Source organism: Achromobacter sp., from assembly GCF_032102605.1.
GTDB lineage: Bacteria > Pseudomonadota > Gammaproteobacteria > Burkholderiales > Burkholderiaceae_B > Achromobacter.
In genome coordinates this window covers 342,899-363,012 of sequence record NZ_DAMDGT010000001.1, presented here as the reverse complement: position 1 = coordinate 363,012, position 20,114 = coordinate 342,899, and the positions used below count along the sequence as shown (strand labels likewise).

17 protein-coding genes are annotated in these 20,114 nt (G+C 67.5%); 3 read left to right on the top strand and 14 right to left on the bottom strand.

Annotation, left to right across the window (positions count from 1 at the left end; genetic code table 11):
• Positions 1-35: 35 nt before the first annotated feature.
• The 3 genes from RT614_RS01715 to RT614_RS01705 all read right to left on the bottom strand — a co-directional run bounded on the left by RT614_RS01715 (position 36) and on the right by RT614_RS01705 (position 4,091).
• Entirely contained in the window at positions 36-374 is a 339-nt protein-coding gene (locus RT614_RS01715; protein WP_006386376.1) for a P-II family nitrogen regulator, read from the bottom strand.
• A 172-nt stretch (positions 375-546) separates the two neighbouring features.
• Positions 547-2,613, bottom strand: coding sequence for an NAD(+) synthase (locus RT614_RS01710; protein WP_313619839.1), 2,067 nt, complete (start codon positions 2,611-2,613; stop codon positions 547-549).
• A gap of 110 nt (positions 2,614-2,723) precedes the next feature.
• On the bottom strand, positions 2,724-4,091 hold the full coding sequence (locus RT614_RS01705; protein ID WP_313619838.1) for a mechanosensitive ion channel domain-containing protein: 1,368 nt from the start codon (positions 4,089-4,091) through the stop codon (positions 2,724-2,726).
• A gap of 133 nt (positions 4,092-4,224) precedes the next feature.
• Here RT614_RS01705 and argH point away from each other — a divergent pair, with 133 nt between their 5' ends.
• Positions 4,225-5,646 carry an argininosuccinate lyase gene (gene argH, locus RT614_RS01700; protein WP_313619837.1) on the top strand — a complete coding sequence of 474 codons (1,422 nt, stop codon included), beginning with the start codon at positions 4,225-4,227 and terminating at the stop codon, positions 5,644-5,646.
• 57 nt (positions 5,647-5,703) lie between these two features.
• Here the strand turns inward: argH and RT614_RS01695 are convergent, their stop codons facing one another.
• Positions 5,704-6,594 (bottom strand): LysR family transcriptional regulator, encoded by an 891-nt coding sequence (locus tag RT614_RS01695; protein WP_313619836.1) that lies wholly within the window; start codon positions 6,592-6,594, stop codon positions 5,704-5,706.
• A 90-nt stretch (positions 6,595-6,684) separates the two neighbouring features.
• Between RT614_RS01695 and RT614_RS01690 the strand changes: the two genes are divergently transcribed.
• Positions 6,685-7,122: a GFA family protein gene (locus tag RT614_RS01690; protein WP_313619834.1), complete on the top strand. Its 438-nt coding sequence runs from the start codon at positions 6,685-6,687 to the stop codon at positions 7,120-7,122.
• A 71-nt stretch (positions 7,123-7,193) separates the two neighbouring features.
• Here the strand turns inward: RT614_RS01690 and RT614_RS01685 are convergent, their stop codons facing one another.
• Positions 7,194-7,613 (bottom strand): type II toxin-antitoxin system HicB family antitoxin, encoded by a 420-nt coding sequence (locus RT614_RS01685; RefSeq protein WP_313619833.1) that lies wholly within the window; start codon positions 7,611-7,613, stop codon positions 7,194-7,196.
• A gap of 7 nt (positions 7,614-7,620) precedes the next feature.
• On the bottom strand, positions 7,621-7,806 hold the full coding sequence (locus RT614_RS01680) for a type II toxin-antitoxin system HicA family toxin (protein WP_313619832.1): 186 nt from the start codon (positions 7,804-7,806) through the stop codon (positions 7,621-7,623).
• Between the two features lie 238 nt (positions 7,807-8,044).
• On the opposite strand from RT614_RS01680, the gene RT614_RS01675 reads away from it, so the two are divergent.
• Positions 8,045-10,057 carry a PEP/pyruvate-binding domain-containing protein gene (locus RT614_RS01675; protein ID WP_313619831.1) on the top strand — a complete coding sequence of 671 codons (2,013 nt, stop codon included), beginning with the start codon at positions 8,045-8,047 and terminating at the stop codon, positions 10,055-10,057.
• A 164-nt stretch (positions 10,058-10,221) separates the two neighbouring features.
• On the opposite strand, the gene lpdA is transcribed toward RT614_RS01675, so the two are convergent.
• The 8 genes from lpdA to RT614_RS01635 all read right to left on the bottom strand — a co-directional run bounded on the left by lpdA (position 10,222) and on the right by RT614_RS01635 (position 20,078).
• Positions 10,222-11,625, bottom strand: coding sequence for a dihydrolipoyl dehydrogenase (gene lpdA, locus RT614_RS01670; protein ID WP_313619829.1), 1,404 nt, complete (start codon positions 11,623-11,625; stop codon positions 10,222-10,224).
• A 2-nt stretch (positions 11,626-11,627) separates the two neighbouring features.
• Positions 11,628-12,962, bottom strand: coding sequence for a dihydrolipoamide acetyltransferase family protein (locus tag RT614_RS01665; RefSeq protein ID WP_313619828.1), 1,335 nt, complete (start codon positions 12,960-12,962; stop codon positions 11,628-11,630).
• A gap of 1 nt (position 12,963) precedes the next feature.
• On the bottom strand, positions 12,964-14,007 hold the full coding sequence (locus RT614_RS01660) for an alpha-ketoacid dehydrogenase subunit beta (RefSeq protein ID WP_313619826.1): 1,044 nt from the start codon (positions 14,005-14,007) through the stop codon (positions 12,964-12,966).
• A gap of 2 nt (positions 14,008-14,009) precedes the next feature.
• Positions 14,010-15,242: a 3-methyl-2-oxobutanoate dehydrogenase (2-methylpropanoyl-transferring) subunit alpha gene (locus RT614_RS01655; protein WP_313619825.1), complete on the bottom strand. Its 1,233-nt coding sequence runs from the start codon at positions 15,240-15,242 to the stop codon at positions 14,010-14,012.
• A 225-nt stretch (positions 15,243-15,467) separates the two neighbouring features.
• Positions 15,468-17,843 (bottom strand): TonB-dependent siderophore receptor, encoded by a 2,376-nt coding sequence (locus tag RT614_RS01650; RefSeq protein WP_313619824.1) that lies wholly within the window; start codon positions 17,841-17,843, stop codon positions 15,468-15,470.
• Between the two features lie 66 nt (positions 17,844-17,909).
• Positions 17,910-18,878 (bottom strand): FecR family protein, encoded by a 969-nt coding sequence (locus tag RT614_RS01645; protein WP_313619823.1) that lies wholly within the window; start codon positions 18,876-18,878, stop codon positions 17,910-17,912.
• A complete protein-coding gene (locus RT614_RS01640) occupies positions 18,875-19,387 on the bottom strand; it encodes a sigma-70 family RNA polymerase sigma factor (protein ID WP_313619822.1) in 513 nt (170 codons plus the stop codon). The genes RT614_RS01645 and RT614_RS01640 overlap by 4 nt, the downstream gene beginning before the upstream one ends.
• 97 nt (positions 19,388-19,484) lie before the next feature.
• Positions 19,485-20,078 (bottom strand): nitroreductase, encoded by a 594-nt coding sequence (locus RT614_RS01635; protein ID WP_313619820.1) that lies wholly within the window; start codon positions 20,076-20,078, stop codon positions 19,485-19,487.
• Between the last annotated feature and the right edge of the window lie 36 nt (positions 20,079-20,114).

Sequence of the window (20,114 nt, the reverse complement as noted above, 5' to 3'; positions counted from 1 at the left end):
GCGGGCCGCGGAAGACGCGGCCCGCGCGGGATGGATCAGAGCGCCTCTTCGTCGCTCTCGCCGGTGCGGATGCGGATGGCTTGCTCGACCGGCGTCACGAAGATCTTGCCGTCGCCGATCTTGCCGGTGCGGGCGGCCTTGACCACGGCTTCGATGGCGGCTTCGACCTGGTCGTCGGGCAGGACGACTTCGACGCGGATCTTGGGCAGGAAGTCCACCACGTATTCGGCGCCGCGATAGAGTTCGGTGTGGCCCTTCTGGCGGCCGAAACCCTTGACTTCGGTGACCGTCAGGCCGCTGACGCCGACTTCCGCCAGCGCCTCGCGGACTTCGTCGAGCTTGAAGGGTTTGATGATGGCGGTGACTTGTTTCACGTTGGTCGTCCTGGTTTTTGATCTGTTGCGTCGCCCTGCGCCGCCTGCTGCGGCGGCCGGGCGCAATGGATAAGAGAATACCACCGGACCGGGGCCGGCCCGCGCGCCGCGTGCGGCGTCGGACTGCTCGTTTCCCCGGTAACCGCCGGCGCCGGAAGGCCGGTTCCCCGTGTCAGCCCCTGGGCGCGTCGTCCGGTATCTGGTCGGCCTCGCGCATCCAGACGACGGATTCGGAATCGCTGGGCGCCCGCCAGTCGCCGCGCGGCGACAGCGAACCACCGGAACCCACCTTGGGCGAGTTCGGCACGCATGTGCGCTTGAACTGGCTGAGGCGGAAGAATCGGTCCAGGAAGATCTTCAGGTTGCGCTTGATGGCGGCCAGGTCGTATTCATTGCGCACGACATGACCGGCCTCGGGCCAGGCGCCCGCCTCGCGGTCGCGCCAGGCCGTCCAGGCCAGGAAGGCGACCTTCGTAGGCGCAAAGCCATAGCGCAGCGTGTAGTACAGGTGGAAATCCTGCAGTTCGTAGGGTCCGATGGACGCTTCGCTTTTCTGATCCGGCTTGTCGTCGGCGCCGCCGGGCACGAGTTCGGGGCTGACGTCCGTACCCAGGACGTCCAGCAGCACCTGCGCCCCGTCCTCGCCAAGCCGGCAGGATTCCGCCACCCAGCGCACCAGGTGCGTGATCAGGGTCTTGGGCACGCTGGCGTTGACGCTGTAATGCGACATGTGGTCGCCCACGCCATACGTGCACCAACCTAGTGCAAGCTCGCTGAGGTCGCCGGTGCCGATGACAATGGCGTTGCTGAAGTTGGCCAGGCGGAACAGGTGATTGGTGCGCTCGCCGGCCTGCACGTTCTCGAAGGTGATGTCATAGACCGGCTTGCCTTCCGCGTAGGGATGGCCCAGGTCTTTGAGCATCTGCAGGCAGCTTGGCCGGATGTCGATTTCGGACGCCGTGCAGCCCACCACCGCCATCAGGCGGCGCGCCTGCTGCAGCGTGCGCGTGCTGGTGGCAAAGCCCGGCATCGTGACGGCCAGGATGTTCGAGCGCGGCAGTTCCAGAGCGTCCATGGCCTTGGCGCAGACCAGCAGCGCATGGGTGGAATCCAGCCCGCCCGAGATGCCGATGACGACCTTCTTCATGCCGCTGGCCGACAGCCGCTGCGCCAGCGCCTGGACCTGGATGTTGTAGACCTCTTTGCAGCGCGCGTCGCGGCGCTGCGGATCTGCCGGCACATACGGGAAGCGCGCCACGCGGCGCTCCAGCGCGAGTTCGGCGTCTTCCAGCGGCGGATTGACGGGCACGGCCACGCGGCGGAACTTGCGGACTTCGTCCTGGTGGCGTCGCACGGACTGGCCGAACGTGCTCTGGCGCATGCGCTCGCGCGACAGGCGTTCCAGGTCCACGTCCGAGAACAGCAGGTGGGAATGGCTCAGGAAGCGTTCGGATTCGGCCAGCAGTTCGCCGTTTTCGTAAATCAACGCCTGGCCGTCCCAGGCCAGGTCCGTCGAGGATTCGCCCCGCCCGGCCGACGTGTACATATAGGCCGACAGGCAGCGCGCCGACTGCTGGGCGACAAGCTGGTGGCGGTATCCGGCCTTGCCGACGACGATATTGGAGGCCGACAGGTTCACCAGCACCGTGGCGCCGGCCAGCGCGGCAAAGGACGACGGGGGGATTGGCACCCAGACGTCCTCGCAGATTTCGACGTGGAACTGCAGGAGCGGCAGCTTATCCATCTGGAACAGCAGTTCCGGGCCGAACGGCACGGATTGTCCCAGCAATGAAATCTGGTCCGCGACCGCGCAGTCGGCGGCGCTGAACTGGCGGGCTTCGTAGAATTCGCCGTAATTGGGCAGATAGGTCTTGGGCACCACGCCCAGGATGCGCCCGCCCGCCGCCACGACGGCGCAGTTGAACAGCTGATGGGCAACGCGCAGCGGCGCCCCCACGATGACGGCGATATCCAGTTCGGCCGTGGCCTCGACGACCTGGCCAAGCGCCGCCTCGCAGGCGTCCAGCAGGGCCTTCTGGTGAAAGAGGTCATCGCAGGTGTAGGCCGACAGCCCGAGTTCGGGAAAGGCCACGAGCACGGCGCCGCCCTGGGCGGCCTGCTGGGCCAGCGCGATGGTCTGCGCGGCATTGAACGCGGGGTCGGCGACCCGGCATTCGGGCACGCCGACCGCGACCCGGGCGAAGCCGTGGGAATACAGGTTGAAGAACGGGTTCGACATCGGGTTATCGCCTGGTGTTAAGAGGCCCTGGAATCAACCGCCGGATTATCTCACGGCCTTCCGCCCGCAGCCCCAGGCCGCGCGGCCTATTCGGCAAGCCCGCGCCCCGCCTAGCGCGGCATTTTGCTGTCCGTCAGGCCGCGCTCGAACGGCAGCCCCGTGTCGGCGTCCAGAACGGGCCCCTGCCGTTCGCGTTCGGCGGCCAGGGCGGTCTGGATGGCGCTGTCGCGCAGATACCCGCCCATCGCGCCGATGTCGGCCCCCGACGGCTGCTGGTACAGGCGCAGGCCCAATTCCGGCAGGATCGCCAGCAGGTGGTCGAACACATCGCCCTGGATGCGCTCGTATTCCACCCAGGCGGTCACGGCGGTAAAGCAATAGACCTCGACCGGGATGCCCTCGGAGGTGGGCTCCATCATGCGCACCATCATCGCCATGTCCTGCCGGATTTCCGGGTTCTGTTTCAGGTAGGCCAGCGCGTAGGCGCGCAAGGTGCCGATATTGGTCAGCCGGCGGCGGTTGGCCGGCACGCTGGCCAGGTCGCCCATGGTCTGGTTGGCCTGGGCGATATCCTGGGTCTTGCTGTGCAGGTAATCGTGCAGCAGGCGGAAGCGCATCAGTTGCTGGGCTTCTTCGTCGGTCAGGAAGCGCACGCTGGCGGCGTCGATGCGGATCGTGCGCTTGATGCGGCGCCCGCCCGACTCGAACATGTGCCGGTAGTTGCGGTAGCTTTCCGAGAACAGCTTGTAGGTGGGCACCGTGGTGACCGTGTTGTCCCAGTTCTGCACCTTCACGGTATGCAGGGCGATGTCCTTGACGAAGCCGTCGGCATTGCACTGCGGCATTTCGATCCAGTCGCCGATGCGCAGCATGTCGTTGCTGGTGAGCTGCGTGCTGGCCACCAGCGACAGCAGCGTGTCCTTGAACACCAGCAGCAGCACCGCCGACAGCGCGCCCAGGCCGGAAATCATCCAGAGCGGCGATCGGTCGATCAGGATGGAAAGCACCAGGACGGTGCATACCGCCGCCAGGATCAGCTTGCCGATCTGGATGTAGCCCTTGATCGAGCGGGTCTGCGCGCGGGTGGTGGCGGAATAGGTGTCCTGCCAGGCGCTGAGCACCCCGGAAAACGCCACGAACACGCAGATCCACGCGCCCGCGTGCGCCAGCCGGCCCACGACCGAGACCGCCCGCTCCACGTGGGGCACCAGGTCGATGCCGATCGAGACCACGGCAAACGGCACCGCGTACCAGAGGTTCTGATACGCGCGGCGGCGTTGCAGCGCCTTGTCCCAGTCGCCGTGGCCGCTGACGACCAGCAGCCGGTGCGCCAGCAGCAGGACGACACGGGCGACCACCCATTGCACGAAGAGCGCGGTCAGGATCAGCGCGCCGATGCCGATCAGCGTCTGCGCCCAGATTTCCCGCGGCATATGGGTATCAAATTGGGTGACTAGCTCTTCCCATTCCAGGGGCATAAGGTGCGTCTCGCTAAGGTCTTGAAACTAACCGGGGATTATCCGACAAGTCGCGCCCGTAGCGGGTTCCGGCCCCGGTAAGCCGCGGCCGGCATCGCCCCGCGCGGCGCGAGGCCCTATAATTCCGCGCATCATGGCAAACACTCCCTCCCCCGATCAAAACCAGTTCGCCAACAAGGCGCAGGCCTGGTCCGCCCGGTTCTCCGAGCCGGTTTCCGAACTCGTCAAACGCTACACGGCGTCCGTGGATTTCGACAAGCGCCTGGCGCGCCACGACATCCAGGGCTCGCTCGCGCATGCGGACATGCTGGCCGCCCAGGGCATCATCGGCGCCCAGGACCTGGCCGACATCCAGCGCGGCATGACCCAGATCCTGTCCGAAATCGACGCTGGCAGCTTCCAGTGGCTGCTGGACCTGGAAGACGTCCACCTGAACATCGAAAAGCGCCTGGTGGAGCTAGTTGGCGACGCGGGCAAGCGCCTGCACACCGGCCGCTCGCGCAACGACCAGGTCGCCACCGACATCCGCCTGTGGCTGCGCGACGAAATCGACAACCTGCAGAACCTGCTGCGCCAGCTGCGCCACGCGCTGGCCACCGTTGCGCTGGAAAACGCGGCCACCATCATGCCGGGCTTCACGCACCTGCAGGTTGCCCAGCCCGTCACCTTCGGCCATCACCTGCTGGCGTACGCTGAAATGTTCGGCCGCGACGCCGAGCGCCTGGCCGACTGCCGCCGCCGCGTGAACCGTCTGCCGCTGGGCGCCGCCGCGCTGGCCGGCACGTCCTTCCCGATCGACCGCGAACGCGTGGCCAAGACGCTGGGCTTTGACGGCGTGTGCCGCAATTCGCTGGACGCCGTGTCCGACCGCGACTTCGCCATCGAATTCTGCGCCGCCGGCGCGCTGATCATGACGCACGTCTCGCGCCTGTCCGAAGAGCTGGTGCTCTGGATGAGCCCGCGCGTGGGCTTCATCGACCTGGCCGACCGCTTCTGCACCGGCAGCTCGATCATGCCGCAAAAGAAAAACCCCGACGTCCCCGAACTTGCCCGCGGCAAGACCGGCCGCGTCAACGGCAACCTGGTCGCCCTGCTGACCCTGATGAAGGGCCAGCCCCTGGCCTACAACAAGGACAACCAGGAAGACAAGGAAGGCCTGTTCGACACCGTTGATACGGTGCGCGACACGCTGACCATCTTTGCGGACATGGCCGGCGGCATCAAGGTCAAGGCCGACAACATGCGCGACGCCGCCCTGCAGGGCTTCGCCACCGCCACCGATCTGGCCGACTACCTGGTCAAGCGCGGCGTGCCGTTCCGCGACGCCCACGAAGTGGTGGCCCACGCCGTGCGCGATTGCGAACAACGCGGCTGCGACCTGGCCGACCTGTCCACCGCCGAACTCACGGCCTACCACGCCAGCATCGGCGAAGACGTGCACCAGGTCCTGACCCTGGAAGGCTCCGTCGCCGCGCGCAAGCACGTGGGCGGCACCGCCCCCGAGCGCGTGGCCGAAGAGGCCCGCCGCGTCCTGGCGGAAACGGCCGAAGGCTGATTGCCGTTTCGGCGCTCGCGCCCATGGCAAGGCCCCCTCTCGGGGGCCTTGTTGTTTCTAGTCCGCCAGCCAGGCGTCCAGTTGGCGGGCCAGCGCATCGAAGACGCCCGCCACCCGCTTCACCCGGCGCAGGTCGCCGTGCATGGCGATCCATACGTCGACGTCAAAGCCGATCTCTTCCTCCAGCACCTGGACCAGGCCCAGCGGCCGCGCCAGCTGGCGGGGGCAGACGCCGAACCCCAGCCCTGCCTTCAGCGCGGCGAACTGGGCGACGTGATGGTCGCAGGCAACGGCGAAGTCCTGGTCGGCATCGATGACGCCCTGCTCGGCTAGCCTGCGGCGATCCGCCAGGCGACGGTCCGGCCCGATCATCGGCAGGTCGCGCAACTGCGAGCGGGATTGCGGGCGTCCATGGGCCTGGATGCAGGCGGCCGTGGCGTACACCCCCACCCGCAACGCGCCGACGCGCCGCGCCACCACGTTGGCTTCGCTGGGACGCTGCAGCCTGACCGCGATGTCGGCCTCCTGCCGCGGCAGGGCCTCCAGGCGATCCTGCACGCTCAATTCCAGCCGCACTCCCGGCATCGCCTGCCGGATGCCCAGCAGCATCGGCGGCAGCACTTCGACGCCAAGCAAGTCGCTGCTGGTGATGCGCACCACGCCTTCGTCCGCCTGCGCGCCGGCGCCCGCCCGGCGGCTGAAGGCGCGCGCGGCCGCATCCATGGCCTCGACGTGACCGCCCAACTCGCGCGCGGCGTCCGTGGGCACCAAGCCTGCCGGCGTGCGCAGGAACAGGCTGACGCCGACGCTCGCCTCCAGCTTTTCGATGCGCCGGCGCGCCGTGGCCTGCGCAATATTCAGCAGCCGCGCCGCGCCGGACAGGCTGCCGCTGCGCAGGACGGCAAGAAAAACGCGCTGGCTTTCCCATTCAAGAGAATCGATGCTCATACAAAACCTGCTAACGGATGGGTCATTCTGTCGGTTCACGGCGGCCGGCATCCAGGGCATCCTGTCGCACCCCGTTGAAGGAATACACCGATGACCCTGACCGGCCAATGCCGCTGCGCCGCCACCCGCTATACCTTGGACCTGACCGGCAAGCCGATTGTCTACGCCTGCCACTGCCTGAACTGCCAACGCTGGAGCGGCAGCGCGTTCGCGCTGCACATGCTGTTGCCGGAACCGGCGATGAGCATAACCGGTGCGCTGGCCGAGTACTCCCACGAACACGACGGGCGGCAGTCGCGTCAGTTTCTTTGCGCGCAATGCCACACGCGCATCTTCAACACCACGGACGCCGCACCCGGCATGCGCGTGCTGCGCGCCGGCACGCTGGACGAGGCGCCCGCGCTGGCGCCGGCGGCGCACATCTGGACGCGCCGAAAACATGCCTGGGTGCAACTGCCGCCCGAGGTGCCAAGCTGGCCGGAGAGCCCGTCTCCAGAGGAATTTGCGCGGGCGGTGATGGGCGGATGATGATGGCCCGGTGATGCGTAGCCGGCCGAAGCGTTCATACTTGGGACAAGCCCGCGCAACGAATCTCCCGGCTAGACGATGGAAACCTCAAGCCGGCGACCGAGCTTGCCAAGAGCCGCCTCGACCTGTTCGATCCGTGATCCGTGGCGCAGATTCAGCAGGCGATCCACCTGCGGGGTATGAACGCCGAGCCTGCGTGCCATCTCGGCCTTGCGCACGCCCTGGCGAATCATTTCATTCGACAAATACACCTTGCTGGTGACGACAGCAGGCAAGGTGACGGAATACCGCGATGAACTGTCAGTTGCCGGCAAGGGAATCGGGCGGCGTTCATCGAAATAAATCTCCAAGACCGCCTCCAGCGCCTCCAGTGCATTCGCCTGCGCATCTTGCTCATCGTCGCCGACGCTCGCCGCTTCAGGAAAGTCTGGGAAGAGCACCAGTAAGGTGCCATTCGTATCAGGAGTCAGAGTATAGGGATAGGTCAACATGGCAGCCTCACTTCAAGCCCAGTTGCTTCTTGATTTGGTTTTCCAGGTTCCTGCCCATTTCCTTGGAGCCATGAAATGGAAAAATCGTGCTTAAGCCGTTCAACGTCACTCGGTAATGGCTACCGCCGGCGCGATGAGGCACGAAGATGGCGCCCTGCTTTTCGAGCCACCGTTTGAATTCGCTGTACTTCATGCTTACTTGTTGCAGCGACGTCAGGCAGATTACAACATTTTCGTGTTGTTAACCAACATTAATGTTGTCCATATATCGCTGGTTCCTCCTGCGGCGAGGATATGCCTGCCCTCGTTCCGAACTTTGATATCCGTGGCTAAATCAGACCACTACCGGCCACCGACAAGCCCGCCTTTCTCGCATCGCGTCCCCAATAACGTCCGATATGATTGCGGCTTCCCCATTCCATCCCCCACTCATGCCCACCCTGCGTGCGCCGCTCAAGCATTTCGCCAAACCCCGAGTATCTCTAGCCCTCCTCGCCGCGGTCTGCCTGCTAAGCGCCGCGGCCAGCGATTCCGTCCATGCGCAAACCGCCCGCAAGCCGTCCCTCTACGAGAACGGCCGGCCTCTGACGTCCGACGAGCGCGAAGCCCGCAAGGCCGAGGACGCGCGCTGGGGCGGCCCCGCGTTCCTTGCCCAGATCCGCACGAAGGAAGAATTCCAGCAGCTGGCCCGCGTGTACAACGCCGGCACGCCGCTGGAAATCCCGCACGTGCTTTTCGTGATCGACCGGAAGCGCGGCAACCGCGTCTACTACATCCACACGCCCCGCTACGCGCTGCACGAGACCTTCGCGCGCGAACGGCGCCTGCTGTCGGGCGACAAGGCCGCGCTGATCGCCCAGTACAAGGATCCGGACCGGCGCCTGCTGTTCGGCACGCTGAGCTGGCAGAACGATCTGCCGGGCTACACCTATGAATTCTGGGAAGGCGATCTGCTAACGCCGGAACTGCTGCGCCTGACGACGGAAAAGCTGGCCGCGACGTTCTACGAGCCCTTGCGGTTCAAGACCAATTCGACCCGGCAGGAGCAGACAGCGCGCAGCGCGGGCCTGGAATTCGTGACCCAGGAGGCGCTGCTGCGCGAGCAGACCTTCCTGCCGCTGAACACGGGCCGCGCGCAGGGCCGGCTGCGGATCGTGAAGTCCCTGGACGACACGCCAGACCTGGCGCCCACGGACATCCTCGTGCTGGATGAAGTGCCGGTGGCGCTGACGCCCGTCGCCGGGCTGGTCACGCAGCGGCCGTCCACCCTGCTGTCGCACGTGAACCTGCTGGCCAAGGGCTGGCGCATCCCCAACGCCTATGTGCGCGACGCGGTCGCGGCGCTGCGTGAACACGATGGCCAGTGGGTGGAGCTGACGGTCAACAGCAACGGCTATCAGGTGCAGCGCATCGCCCAGCCCGCCACAGCGTCGCCCGCGCCCAAGGCCGCCGGCGCGCCGCTGCCCAAGCCGGACCTGTCGATGCGCGCGCTCAAGCCGCTGACCGGCATGACCACGCGCGACAGCCGCCACTGCGGCGTGAAGGCCGCCAACCTGGGCGCGCTGAAAGGCGTGCTGCCGCCATCGGCCAGCGTGCCAGATGGATTCTGCATCCCGTTTGCCCAATACGCGGCCTTCATGGAGCGACTGGGCGTGCCCGCGCGCGTGGCGGCGTTGGAACGCCGCGCGGACTTCGCCAACGACGCCAATGTGCGCCGTGCCGAACTGGCCGCCCTGCGCCAGGACATCATCGACGCGCAGCCCGACGCCGCCCTGGACGCCGCGTGGCGCGAGCCCTGGCAAGAGCAGCTGCAGAGCAGAGGCGTGTTCGTGCGCAGCTCGTCCAATTCCGAGGACCTGCCCGGGTTCAGCGGCGCGGGCCTGTACACCACGGTGCCGAACGTCACGCAGCCCGACGCGCTGGGGCGGGCCGTGCAGACGGTATGGGCGTCGGTCTGCAACTTCGAAGCCTACGAAGCGCGCCGCGCGGCGGGCATTGCCCAAGACGGCGTGGTGATGGCCGTGCTGGTGCAGCTGACCGCGGCCTCGGACAGTTCGGGCGTCATGATCACGCGCGACCCCTTTGACGCGTCGCGCCGCCATGTGACCTACCTGTCGGCCAAGCGCGGGCTGGGCATCAAGGTGGTGGAAGGCCGGCGCCAGGCGGAACAGGTGATGTATTCAAGCTGGTCCAAGGCCGTGCAGGTCCTCACCCGATCCGCCGAAGACACGCGGTTGGTGGCCGCCGCCGGCGGCGGCGTGCAGGAAGCGCCCATCGACGGCCCCCGGCAGGTGCTGGACGACGCCCTGGTCGCGCGACTGGCCGCCGTGGGACGGCAGATCAAGAAGCGCCTGGGCAACGTGGACCAGGACATCGAATGGGCCGTGCAGGGAGACCAGATCCTGATCCTGCAGGCGCGGCCTTACATCGACGGCAGCCGGTAGGGCGCGCCCCGCGGCGGGATAGCGGAAAACCCCGCCGCGGAGCCGCCGATGCGCGGACGATACGCGGACGATGGGCGGTCGCTTGCGGCCGATGCGCCGCCGGACGACCGCATAAAAAAAAGCGCGGGCCAGCCCGGCCCGCGCTTTTGCTTCAGGCGAACGCGTCAAATATGCAGCGCGTGCCCCAACGCCTTGAGCGCCGCTTCCTGCACGGCTTCGCCCAGCGTGGGATGCGCATGGATGGTGCCGCCCACGTCTTCCAGCGTGGCGCCCATCTCCAGCGACTGGCCAAAGGCCGTGGACAGTTCCGACACCGACCGCCCCACCGCCTGCCAGCCGACGATCAGGTGGTTGTCGCGCCGGGCCACCACGCGCACAAAGCCGTCGGTGGATTCCAGCGTCATGGCCCGGCCGTTGGCGGCGAAGGGGAAGGACGCCGTCAGGCAATCCAGTCCCGCGGCTTCGGCCTCCGACGGCGACAGCCCCGCCACCACGACTTCGGGGTCGGTGAAGCACACGGCGGGGATGGAAGCGGGCTGGAAGTGTCGCCGCTTGCCGGCCACCAGTTCGGCCACCATCTCGCCCTGCGCCATCGCGCGGTGCGCCAGCATGGGTTCGCCGGCGATGTCGCCGATGGCCCAGACGTCGCGCATGGACGTGCGGCACTGGTCGTCGATGCGCAACGCATTGCCCTTGCGATCCAGTTGAAGGTTCTCCAGACCCCAGCCCTGCGTGCGCGGACGCCGGCCCACGGAAATCAGCACACGGTCGGCGGGCAGCAGCGTTTCGGCGCCGCTGGCGTCCTGCACCCGCACCGCGTCGCCGGCGCCGTTCAGCCCCAGCACCTTGCGTCCCAGGTGCAGCGCCACGCCCATCTTGGCCAACGCCGCCGCCACGGGTTTCGTGAGATCGGCGTCGTAGGTCGGCAGGATGCGGTCCTGCGCTTCCACCACCGCGACCTCGGCGCCCAGCTTGCGGTACACGGTGCCCAGTTCCAGGCCGATGTAGCCCCCGCCCACCACCACGAGCTGCTTGGGGATGCTGGTGGGCGACAGCGCCTCGGTCGAAGACTCCACTATCCCGCCAAAGGGCATGGACGGCAGCGGCGTGGGTTCGGATCCGGCCGCCAGCAGCAGGTGGTCGCACTGGATGCGGATGCGCCCGGCATCGGGCGTCTCCACTTCCGCGGTCTTGCCGTCCAGCAGCGTGGCCCAGCCGCGCACGACTTCAACGCCGTTCTTTTTCAACAGCGCGCCGACGCCGCCCGTCAGCCTGCCGACGATGCCGTCCTTCCAGGCCACGGTTTTCGCGATGTCGATGCGCGGCGCGTCCACCGCAATGCCCAGCGCCGATTCGCCCGCGTAGTGGCGCGCCTTGTCGAATTCCTCGGACGCGTGGATCAGGGCCTTGGACGGGATGCAGCCGATGTTCAGGCAGGTGCCGCCCAACTGCGCGCCCTCGACCAGGATGGTCGGCACGCCCAGTTGCCCGGCGCGGATGGCCGCCACGTAGCCGCCGGGACCGCCGCCGATCACCAGCAATGTCGTTGTCTTTGTGATCTGGCTCATGCTTACTCCACGAAAAGCAGCGCGGGTTGTTCCAGCAGCGCGCGCACTGCCTGGATGAAGCGGGCCGCATCCATGCCGTCCACCACGCGGTGGTCGAAGGACGACGACAGGTTCATCAGCTTGCGCGCCACCACGGCGCCATTGCGGATGGCGGGCCGTTCGACGATGCGGTTGACGCCCACGATGCCCACCTCGGGATGGTTGATCACCGGCGTGGTGACGATGCCGCCCAAGGGGCCCAGGCTGGTGATGGTGATGGTGGAGCCGGACAGCTCGTCGCGCCCGGCGGAACCGCTGCGCACCGCCTGCGCCAGCCGCGCGATCTCGGCCGACATGGACCAGAGGTCGCGGGCCTCGGCGTGGCGCATGACCGGCACCATCAGGCCGCCGTCGCTCTGCGTGGCGATGCCGATGTGCACCGCGCCGTAGCGCGTGACCACCCCGGCCTCGTCGTCGTAGCGCGCATTGATCTGCGGAAAATCGCGCAGGGCCACCACCATGGCGCGCGCCAGCAGCGGCAGCAGCGTGAGCTTGCCGCGCGACTCGCCCCATTTGGCGTTGAGCTGCACGCGCAGGTCTTCCAGTTCCGTCACGTCGATTTCCTCGACGTAGCTGAAATGCGGAATGCGGCGCTTGGATTCCGCCATTTTCTGCGCGATCTTGCGGCGCAGCCCGATGACGGGCACGGCCTCTTCGTCGTTGCGCTCGGCGTACCCGGACGGGCCGCGCGCGCTGCTGGCCGCGCCCTGCCCCTGCAGATAGGCGTCCAGGTCCTCGTGCATGATGCGCCCTGCCGGGCCGCTGCCCTGCACGTAGCGCAGTTCCACGCCCAGATCCCAGGCGCGCTTGCGCACGGCTGGCGACGCCAGCGGCTTCTCGCCAGGTTGGCGGGATGCTGCGGGCGCGGCGCCGGACTGGCGCGCGGCCGGCGACTTGGCATGGGCCGTCGGCGCAGCGGAAGCCGCCGGCTTGGACGCAGCGGCCTTCGGCGGCTCGGTCGCAGCGGATTTCTCGGCGGCGGCCGGCGCCTCGGACTTGGGTGCGGCGGCGAGTGCGGCAGCAGGCGCGGCAGCCCCCGCCTTCACATTGCCCTCGCCCTCGACTTCCAGGCGAATCAGTTCGCCGCCCACGGCCATCACCTGGCCGACGTCGCCGCCCAGCGCAACCACCTTGCCCACCACCGGCGACGGGATCTCGACCGTCGCCTTGTCCGTCATCACGTCGGCCAGCGGCTGGTCCTCGGCGACGGTGTCGCCGACCTTGACGTGCCAGCCCACCAGCTCGACCTCGGCAATGCCTTCGCCGATGTCGGGCATCTTGATGATGTGAATTCCCATGTCATGCCTCCATCGCGCGTTTGAACGCTTCGCCGACCCGGCGCGGGCCGGGGAAGTACGCCCATTCCTGCGCATGCGGATAGGGGGTGTCCCAACCGGTCACGCGCTCGACGGGCGCCTCCAGATGATGGAAGCAGTGCTCCTGCACCAGGGAAATGAGTTCCGCGCCAAAGCCGCAGGTGCGCGTCGCTTCGTGCACGACCACGCATCGGCCGGTCTTCTTCACGGAATTCACGATGGCGTCCAGGTCCAGCGGCCACAAGCTGCGCAGATCGATGATCTCGGCGTCGATGCCGGTCTCTTCGGCCGCGGTCAGCGACACGTGCACCGTGGTGCCGTAAGTCAGCACCGTCAGTTCCGTTCCCGGGCGCACGATGGCGGCCGATTCCAGCGGCACGGTGTAGTAGCCGGTGGGGACGATGCTGCCGGGGCGCCCGGTCCACGGGGTCACGGGACGGTCGTGATGACCGTCGAACGGGCCGTTGTAGAGCCGCTTGGGCTCCAGGAAGATGACCGGATCGTCGTTTTCGATGGCGGCGATCAGGAGCCCCTTCGCGTCATACGGATTGGACGGCATCACCGTGCGCAACCCGCAGACCTGCGTGAACATCGCCTCGGGGCTCTGGCTGTGCGTCTGCCCGCCGTAGATGCCGCCGCCGCAAGGCATGCGGATCGTCATGGGCGCGATGAATTCGCCCACCGACCGGTAGCGCAGGCGCGCGGCCTCGGACACGATCTGGTCGGAGGCCGGATAGAAATAGTCGGCGAACTGGATCTCGCACACGGGGCGCAGGCCGTAGGCGCCCATGCCCACCGCCACGCCGACGATGCCGCCTTCGGAGATCGGCGTATCGAACACGCGCGAACTGCCGTACTTGGACTGCAGGCCCTCGGTGCACCGGAAGACGCCGCCGAAATAGCCGACGTCCTGCCCGAACACCACCACGTTGTTGTCGCGCTCCAGCATCACATCCATGGCCGAGCGCAAAGCCTGGATCATGGTCATCGGCGCCGAGGCCGGACCAGCGTTGTTATCGATTGCCATGGTCAGACTCCGAGCTGCTGACGCTGCCGGCGCAGGTGCTCCGGCATGTCCTTGTAGACGTCTTCAAAAATGCTGGCGGCGCTGGGAACGTGGCCGTCCACCAGGGTGCCGTAGCTCTCCGCTTCCTTTTGGGCCGCCAGGATCTCGGCGTCGAGTTCGGCGCGGACCGCGTCGTGCTCGGCGTCGGACCAGATGCCCAACAGGATCAGGTGTTTCTTGAAGCGCTCGATCGGGTCGCCAAGCGGGAAGTGGCTCCAGTCATCGCCGGGGCGGTACTTGGTGGGATCGTCGGACGTGGAGTGCGGACCGGCGCGGTAGGTCACCCATTCGATCAGGGTCGGGCCCAGGTTGCGCCGGGCGCGCTCGGCGGCCCAGCACGAGGCCGAATAGACCGCCAGGAAATCATTGCCGTCCACCCGCAGCGACGCGATGCCGCAGCCCACGCCGCGTCCCGCGAAGGTCGCGCCTTCGCCGCCGGCGATCGCCTGGAAGGTGGAGATGGCCCATTGGTTGTTGACCACGTTCAGGATGACCGGCGCGCGGTACACGTGCGCGAAGGTCAGCGCCGTGTGAAAGTCGGCCTCGGCGGTGGCGCCGTCGCCGATCCAGGCCGACGCAATGCGGGTGTCGCCCTTGATGGCCGACGCCATGGCCCAGCCCACCGCCTGGATGAACTGGGTGGCCAGGTTGCCCGAAATGGTGAAGAAGCCGTTTTCCCGGTCGGAATACATGACCGGCAGCTGGCGGCCCTTGAGCGGATCGCGCTCGTTGGACATGAGCTGGCACATCATCGTCACCAGCGACACGTCGCGCGACAGCAGGATGCTTTGCTGGCGATAGGTGGGGAAGCACATATCCCCCTTTTCCAACGCCATCGCATGGGCGGTGCCAATGGCCTCTTCGCCCAGACTCTGCATGTAGAACGAAATCTTCTTCTTGCGCTGCGCGGTCAGCATGCGCCCGTCGAAGATGCGCGTCTTGAGCATCGCCCGCATGCCGGCCCGCAGCATGTCGTGGCTGATCTCGGGCGCCCACGGCCCGACGGCGCGGCCGTCGTTGTCGATCACCCGGACCAGGCTGTAGGCCAGTCCGCCGGTATCGACCGCGGCAACATCAATGGGGGGTTTGGGCACCTCGCCGGGCGGCGAAAGATGCAGATAGGAAAAGTCGGTCTTGCAACCCGGGCGCCCTGTCGGCTCGGGGACGTGCAACTTCAGCGGCCCATATTGGCTCATGTATTGTCTCCACGCTTGATCGTGTCATGCGTTTTCTTCCTACCAAGGCGTTGCCAAAGGTGTGTGACCTTGGGCGCTGCCGTCGTCGGCCCGCGCCCGGGGATACATGGGCGTGGCCGTTGACGAGATTAGCACGGGGACAGGGCGAATGAGCGGGGCTGGCGGCCTTGCGGGGCCGCGTTGGACTACGGGTTTTCCTGCGTTGCGCGGGCCGGGCGGGCCGCCCTACCAGCGGTAGCTCAGGGTCGCATACAAGGTGCGCGGATCGCCGTAGCGGCAGCCCGTGCTGCCCGCGCACGCCAGATAGCCGCGGTTGAACAGGTTGCGCGCGTTCAGCGTCAGCGACAGTCCGGACATGGACGGATCCAGCGCGCCAAAGTCGTAGGCGGCCATGGCGTCCACCAGGAACTGACCCGGCACGTTGGCGGGGTAGCCGGGCAGGTTCGTCGAGCTGGCGTAACGCACCCCTGCTCCCACGGTCAGGCCGCTCACGCCCGCCGCGGTCAGGTTGTAGTCGGCCCACACGGACGCGCTGTGCAGCGGCACCAGCGCAATGCGTTGGTCCACCAGGGCCTGCGTATTGCTGCGCGTGGTGCGCGCGTCGGTGTAGGCGTAGCTGGCGGTCAGGTTCAGCGCGCCCAGGCGGGCCTTGGCCTCCAGTTCCAGGCCGCGCGAGCGCGCCTTGCCCGTCTGCACCGAATACGTGGCGTCGGCGGGGTCGCTGGTCAGCGCATTGGTCTGCGTCAGGTCGTAGACCGCCGCGCTGTACAGCATGTTGCCGCCGGGCGGTTCGTAGCGCAGGCCCAGTTCGTACTGGGTGCCCTTGGTGGGTTTGAAGGCATTGCCGGCGCGGTCCACGCCCACGGTGGGCGCGAACGACTGGCTGGCGCTGAGGTAAGGCGCCAGGCCGTTGTCGGCCAGGTAAAGCAGGCCGACGCGCCCCGTCGTCGCGGTGTCGCGCAGCCGGGTGGTGACGCCGTTGGCGTAGCTCTTCTGGTCGGTGTCCGCCCAGTCCTGGCGCCCGCCCAGCACCACCACCCACTTGTCCTGGACCTTGATCTGATCCTGAACATAGAGCCCCAGCGCGCTGGACCGCGTGTTGATGCCGTAATCGGCGGCGGTGTTCAGCACCGGCACGGCGCCGTAGACCGGGTTGTAGATGTCGGCCAACGGGGCCACCGTGCCGGAATGGCGGTGGGAATCGTAGCCGCTGCGGTAGTAATCCAGGCCGGCCAGCACGGTGTGCTGCAAGGGGCCGCCGTCCAGCTTCATTTCCAGCGAGGTATCGGTGGCGACGCCGTAGGAATGCTCGCTGCGGCTGACGACGCCGCGGCGCAGCGTGCGGCCGTTGGGCTGCAAGGCGCCGAAGGAAAGATAGTCCCAAGTCCCGTCCGCGGTGAAATAGCGCGCGCTCTGGCGCAGCTTCACCCGGTCATTGAACGCGTGTTCAAAGGCGTAGCCCACCGTGTAGGTATCGGTGTCGTAGCGGTCGAAATCCGGCTCGCCGATGAACAGGTCGCGCGGAATCTGGCCGTTCAGCGTATTCGCCGCAGGCATGGGCGCGGCGAACTTGGTGCGGATGCGCTGATACGTCGCCAGCAGGGTCAGCGACGTGGCGGCCGACGGCTGCCACGTCAACGCCGGCGCCAGATAGGTCCGATCGTCCGGCACATGTTCCACCCAGTTGTCGGCGTTGCGCGCCAGGCCGGTCAGCCGGTAGGTCCACGCGCCGTCGTCGGTCAGCGCGCCGGCGAAGTCGCCCGACACCTGACGGCGGCTATAGCTGCCCGCTTCCAGGTTCAGTTCTCGCAGCGGTTCGGCGGTGGGCCGCTTGCTGACGGTGTTCACCACGCCGCCGGGGCTCAACTGCCCGTAAAGAACGGACGACGCGCCGCGCAGCACTTCCACGCGCTCCAGCCCGTAGGGCTCCTGGCCGCCGTCGTAAACGCTGGATTGCAGCTTCAGGCCGTCGCGCAGCTGCCCGGAATTGCCGGCGGCTACGTTGAAGCCGCGCAGCATCAGGTCGTCGACCATGCGGCTGAACGCCGGCGACTGCGAGGACACGCCGGGCGTATACCCCAGCGCGTCGGCCAGGGACGCCGCCTTGACCGCGCGGATCTGGTCGCTGGTGACGACCGACACCGACTGCGGCGTCTCGATCAGCGGCGTGTCGGTCTTCAGGCCGGACATCGCCCGCTGCGCGACATAGCCTTCGACATGGCCGGTGGGCGATTCGATCGAGCCCGTCACGCGCACCGGCTCCAGCATCGTCGTATTCGCGGGTGCACGGCGTGCGCTCAACGTGCCGTTGGCCGTCACCGCCAGTTCCAGCCCGCTGCCCGCCAGCGCCTGACGCACGGCTTCCTCGGGGGTGTAATTGCCCGATACCGCAGGCGCCGTGCGTTCCGCGACCAGCGCGGGGTCCACCGACACCGCCCGCCCGCTCTGGCGGGCGATCCGGGTCAGGGTGTCGCCCAGCGCCGCGGCCGGCAGGTCGTAGCGCATGGCCGCGGGGGCCGGGGCTTGGGCGTGCGCCGCGGGCGCGGTCAGAGCGATGAACAGCGCGGCCGCCAGCGGCGCGGCCGGGTAACGATGAAACATGGGATCTCCTGCAAACAGTTTGGCGTTTCAGGAGGTATGTCCAGCGAGGCCGGGAAAAGTGATCATCTATTTTTCGGCGGCGTCCGCGCGCAGTTCGATGCCGACCAGCCAGCCGCCCAGAGAACTGACCTGGATGGGCAGCGTCTGGCGCAGCGATTCCAGCGTGCGGTCGGTGTCGTCCAGGGGAAATGCGCCCAGCACGCGCAGCCTGGCGGCGGCCGGCGTGATCCTGATGACTCCGCGCCGATACGGCCGCAGTGCGTCCACCACCGCGCCCAGGGGCTCGTCATGCACGACCAGCATTCCGTTTTGCCAGGCTGCCGCGTCGCCCAGGGTTGCATCCGGCTGCCCTACCCCTTGCGCGCCAAAACGCACGCCCTCGCCCGCATGCAACGTCCTGCGCTGCCCGCCCGCTCGCACCTCGACGCTGTGCTCGATCACGCTGGCCACACTGGCGCCGCCATCACGAGCCACGCCGAATATCGTGCCCAGCGCCTGGACCTCGCCGTCGGCGCTGACAACCATGAAGGGCCGGCTGGCGTCGGGCGCCACGCGCACGTACACGGCGCCGCTGCGCAGGCGGACCCGGCGCGCCCCGGCGCTGAAATCCAGATCCACGGCGGACCGCGCATTGAGCGTCAATTCGCTGCCGTCGGGCAAGGTGAAGATACGGCGCTCGGCCGTACCCGTGCGCAGGTCGGCGGTCAGCGTGCGCAACGGCGTCTGGCGGTCGACAAGCGCCGCCAGGCCACCGCCAGCAAGCGCCAGCACCAGCATGTTGCGCAACGCGCGCCGCCGCGCGGGCGGCGCCTGCAGCACAGCCTGCGCGGCTTGCCGCTGTCCGCCCTGCCCCAGGGCGTCGAAAGACCCCTTGACCGCGGCGTTCACCGTTTCCCAGGCCGCCGCATGCCGCGGGTCGGATTGGCGCCAGCGTTCAAAACCGGCCTGGTCCGCGGCGGCGACGTTGCCGGAGGACAGCAGCACCAACCAGTCCACGGCCGACTCCAGCTCGGCCGGCAACACGGGCGCCATCATGGCGCCAGCCGCGACACCACGCACAGCGTGATCGCCTGTTTCATGTAGCGCCGCACGGTGATGACGGACACGCCGATGCGCGCGGCGATTTCCGCGTAGCTGAGTTCATCAAGCTGGCTGTAGAGAAACGCCTGGCGCGCCTGGCGCGGCAGGCGGTGCAGGACGCGGTCGATGTGGATCAGCGCCTCGACCACCAGCGCCCGGCTTTCTTCGCTGGGCGCGTGGATTTGCGGCAGCGCGTGCAGGCTTTCAAGATAGGCGCGCTCCAGATCACGGCGGCGCCAGAACGTGAACAGCACGCGTTGCGCCAGCGTGGTCAGGAACGCCCGTGGCTCGCGAATCGCATCGGTGTGACGCCCCGACAGGATGCGCACGAACGTATCGTGCGCAAGGTCGGCGGCGTCGTGGCGGCATCCCAGTCTGCGCCTCAGCCACTCTTGCAGCCAGGCGTGATGGGCTTCATACAGCTCGGCAGCGCCGGGCTCCGTGGGCTGCGCGGATGAGGACATAACAAGACGTCAGGCTAATCAACAATAAGAATTATTGTCATTTATCGCCTGACGCGCAAGCGCGGTGGATGCCCGCGCCTGCCCTGGCCTGCCGTAATCAGACGGGACCGGTCCATTCCGTAACGAAATCACGGTAGTCCGGACGCTTGGCCGGGGGCACCGCGCAAGCCGGCGTGCCGACAGCCAGGTAACCCAGGAAGCGGTAATCCAGCGAGTCCAGCCCCAGCGCGTTCTGCACGTCTTCGACGTAGGTGCCCACGCCGGTGCTCCAGAAGGCCGCGTAGCCCAGCATGTGCACCGCGTTCAGGATGTTCATGACCGAGCAGCCGGTGGCCAGCAGTTGCTCCTGCTCGGGGATCTTGGTGTTGTCGTGCGCGATCTTTTGCGCCACGCCGATGAACAGCGGCACGCCCGCCATCCATTCGCGCACCGATTTTTCCTTTTCCGGCGTCATGCGGGGATCGCCGCTGCGCTTGACGGCGTCCAGTGCCACGTCGGCCAGCTTGCCGATGGCCTCGCCCTGGATCACCACGAAACGCCACGGACGCAACGCGCCGTGGTCGGGCGCGGCCATGGCGGCCTGCAGGATCTGTTCAAGTTCGTCGGGCTTGGGAGCCGGCGCGCGCAGGAATTTGAACGAACGGCGCGAGGTCAGGGCGTGCAGCGGCGTGGCGGTCTGGGATACGGTCATTGATTCGGAGCCAAATGGGAAAGAAACAGATTCTCA

Bases quoted from the DNA above. Each gene is read 5' to 3' on its own strand.
- RT614_RS01710 (WP_313619839.1), bottom strand. From the start codon at position 2,613: ATGTCGAACCCGTTCTTCAACCTGTATTCCCACGGCTTCGCCCGGGTC.
- RT614_RS01705 (WP_313619838.1), bottom strand. From the start codon at position 4,091: ATGCCCCTGGAATGGGAAGAGCTAGTCACCCAATTTGATACCCATATG.
- argH (WP_313619837.1), top strand. From the start codon at position 4,225: ATGGCAAACACTCCCTCCCCCGATCAAAACCAGTTCGCCAACAAGGCG.
- RT614_RS01695 (WP_313619836.1), bottom strand. From the start codon at position 6,594: ATGAGCATCGATTCTCTTGAATGGGAAAGCCAGCGCGTTTTTCTTGCC.
- RT614_RS01690 (WP_313619834.1), top strand. From the start codon at position 6,685: ATGACCCTGACCGGCCAATGCCGCTGCGCCGCCACCCGCTATACCTTG.
- RT614_RS01685 (WP_313619833.1), bottom strand. From the start codon at position 7,613: ATGTTGACCTATCCCTATACTCTGACTCCTGATACGAATGGCACCTTA.
- RT614_RS01680 (WP_313619832.1), bottom strand. From the start codon at position 7,806: ATGAAGTACAGCGAATTCAAACGGTGGCTCGAAAAGCAGGGCGCCATC.
- RT614_RS01675 (WP_313619831.1), top strand. From the start codon at position 8,045: ATGCCCACCCTGCGTGCGCCGCTCAAGCATTTCGCCAAACCCCGAGTA.
- lpdA (WP_313619829.1), bottom strand. From the start codon at position 11,625: ATGAGCCAGATCACAAAGACAACGACATTGCTGGTGATCGGCGGCGGT.
- RT614_RS01665 (WP_313619828.1), bottom strand. From the start codon at position 12,962: ATGGGAATTCACATCATCAAGATGCCCGACATCGGCGAAGGCATTGCC.
- RT614_RS01660 (WP_313619826.1), bottom strand. From the start codon at position 14,007: ATGGCAATCGATAACAACGCTGGTCCGGCCTCGGCGCCGATGACCATG.
- RT614_RS01655 (WP_313619825.1), bottom strand. From the start codon at position 15,242: ATGAGCCAATATGGGCCGCTGAAGTTGCACGTCCCCGAGCCGACAGGG.
- RT614_RS01650 (WP_313619824.1), bottom strand. From the start codon at position 17,843: ATGTTTCATCGTTACCCGGCCGCGCCGCTGGCGGCCGCGCTGTTCATC.
- RT614_RS01645 (WP_313619823.1), bottom strand. From the start codon at position 18,878: ATGATGGCGCCCGTGTTGCCGGCCGAGCTGGAGTCGGCCGTGGACTGG.
- RT614_RS01640 (WP_313619822.1), bottom strand. From the start codon at position 19,387: ATGTCCTCATCCGCGCAGCCCACGGAGCCCGGCGCTGCCGAGCTGTAT.
- RT614_RS01635 (WP_313619820.1), bottom strand. From the start codon at position 20,078: ATGACCGTATCCCAGACCGCCACGCCGCTGCACGCCCTGACCTCGCGC.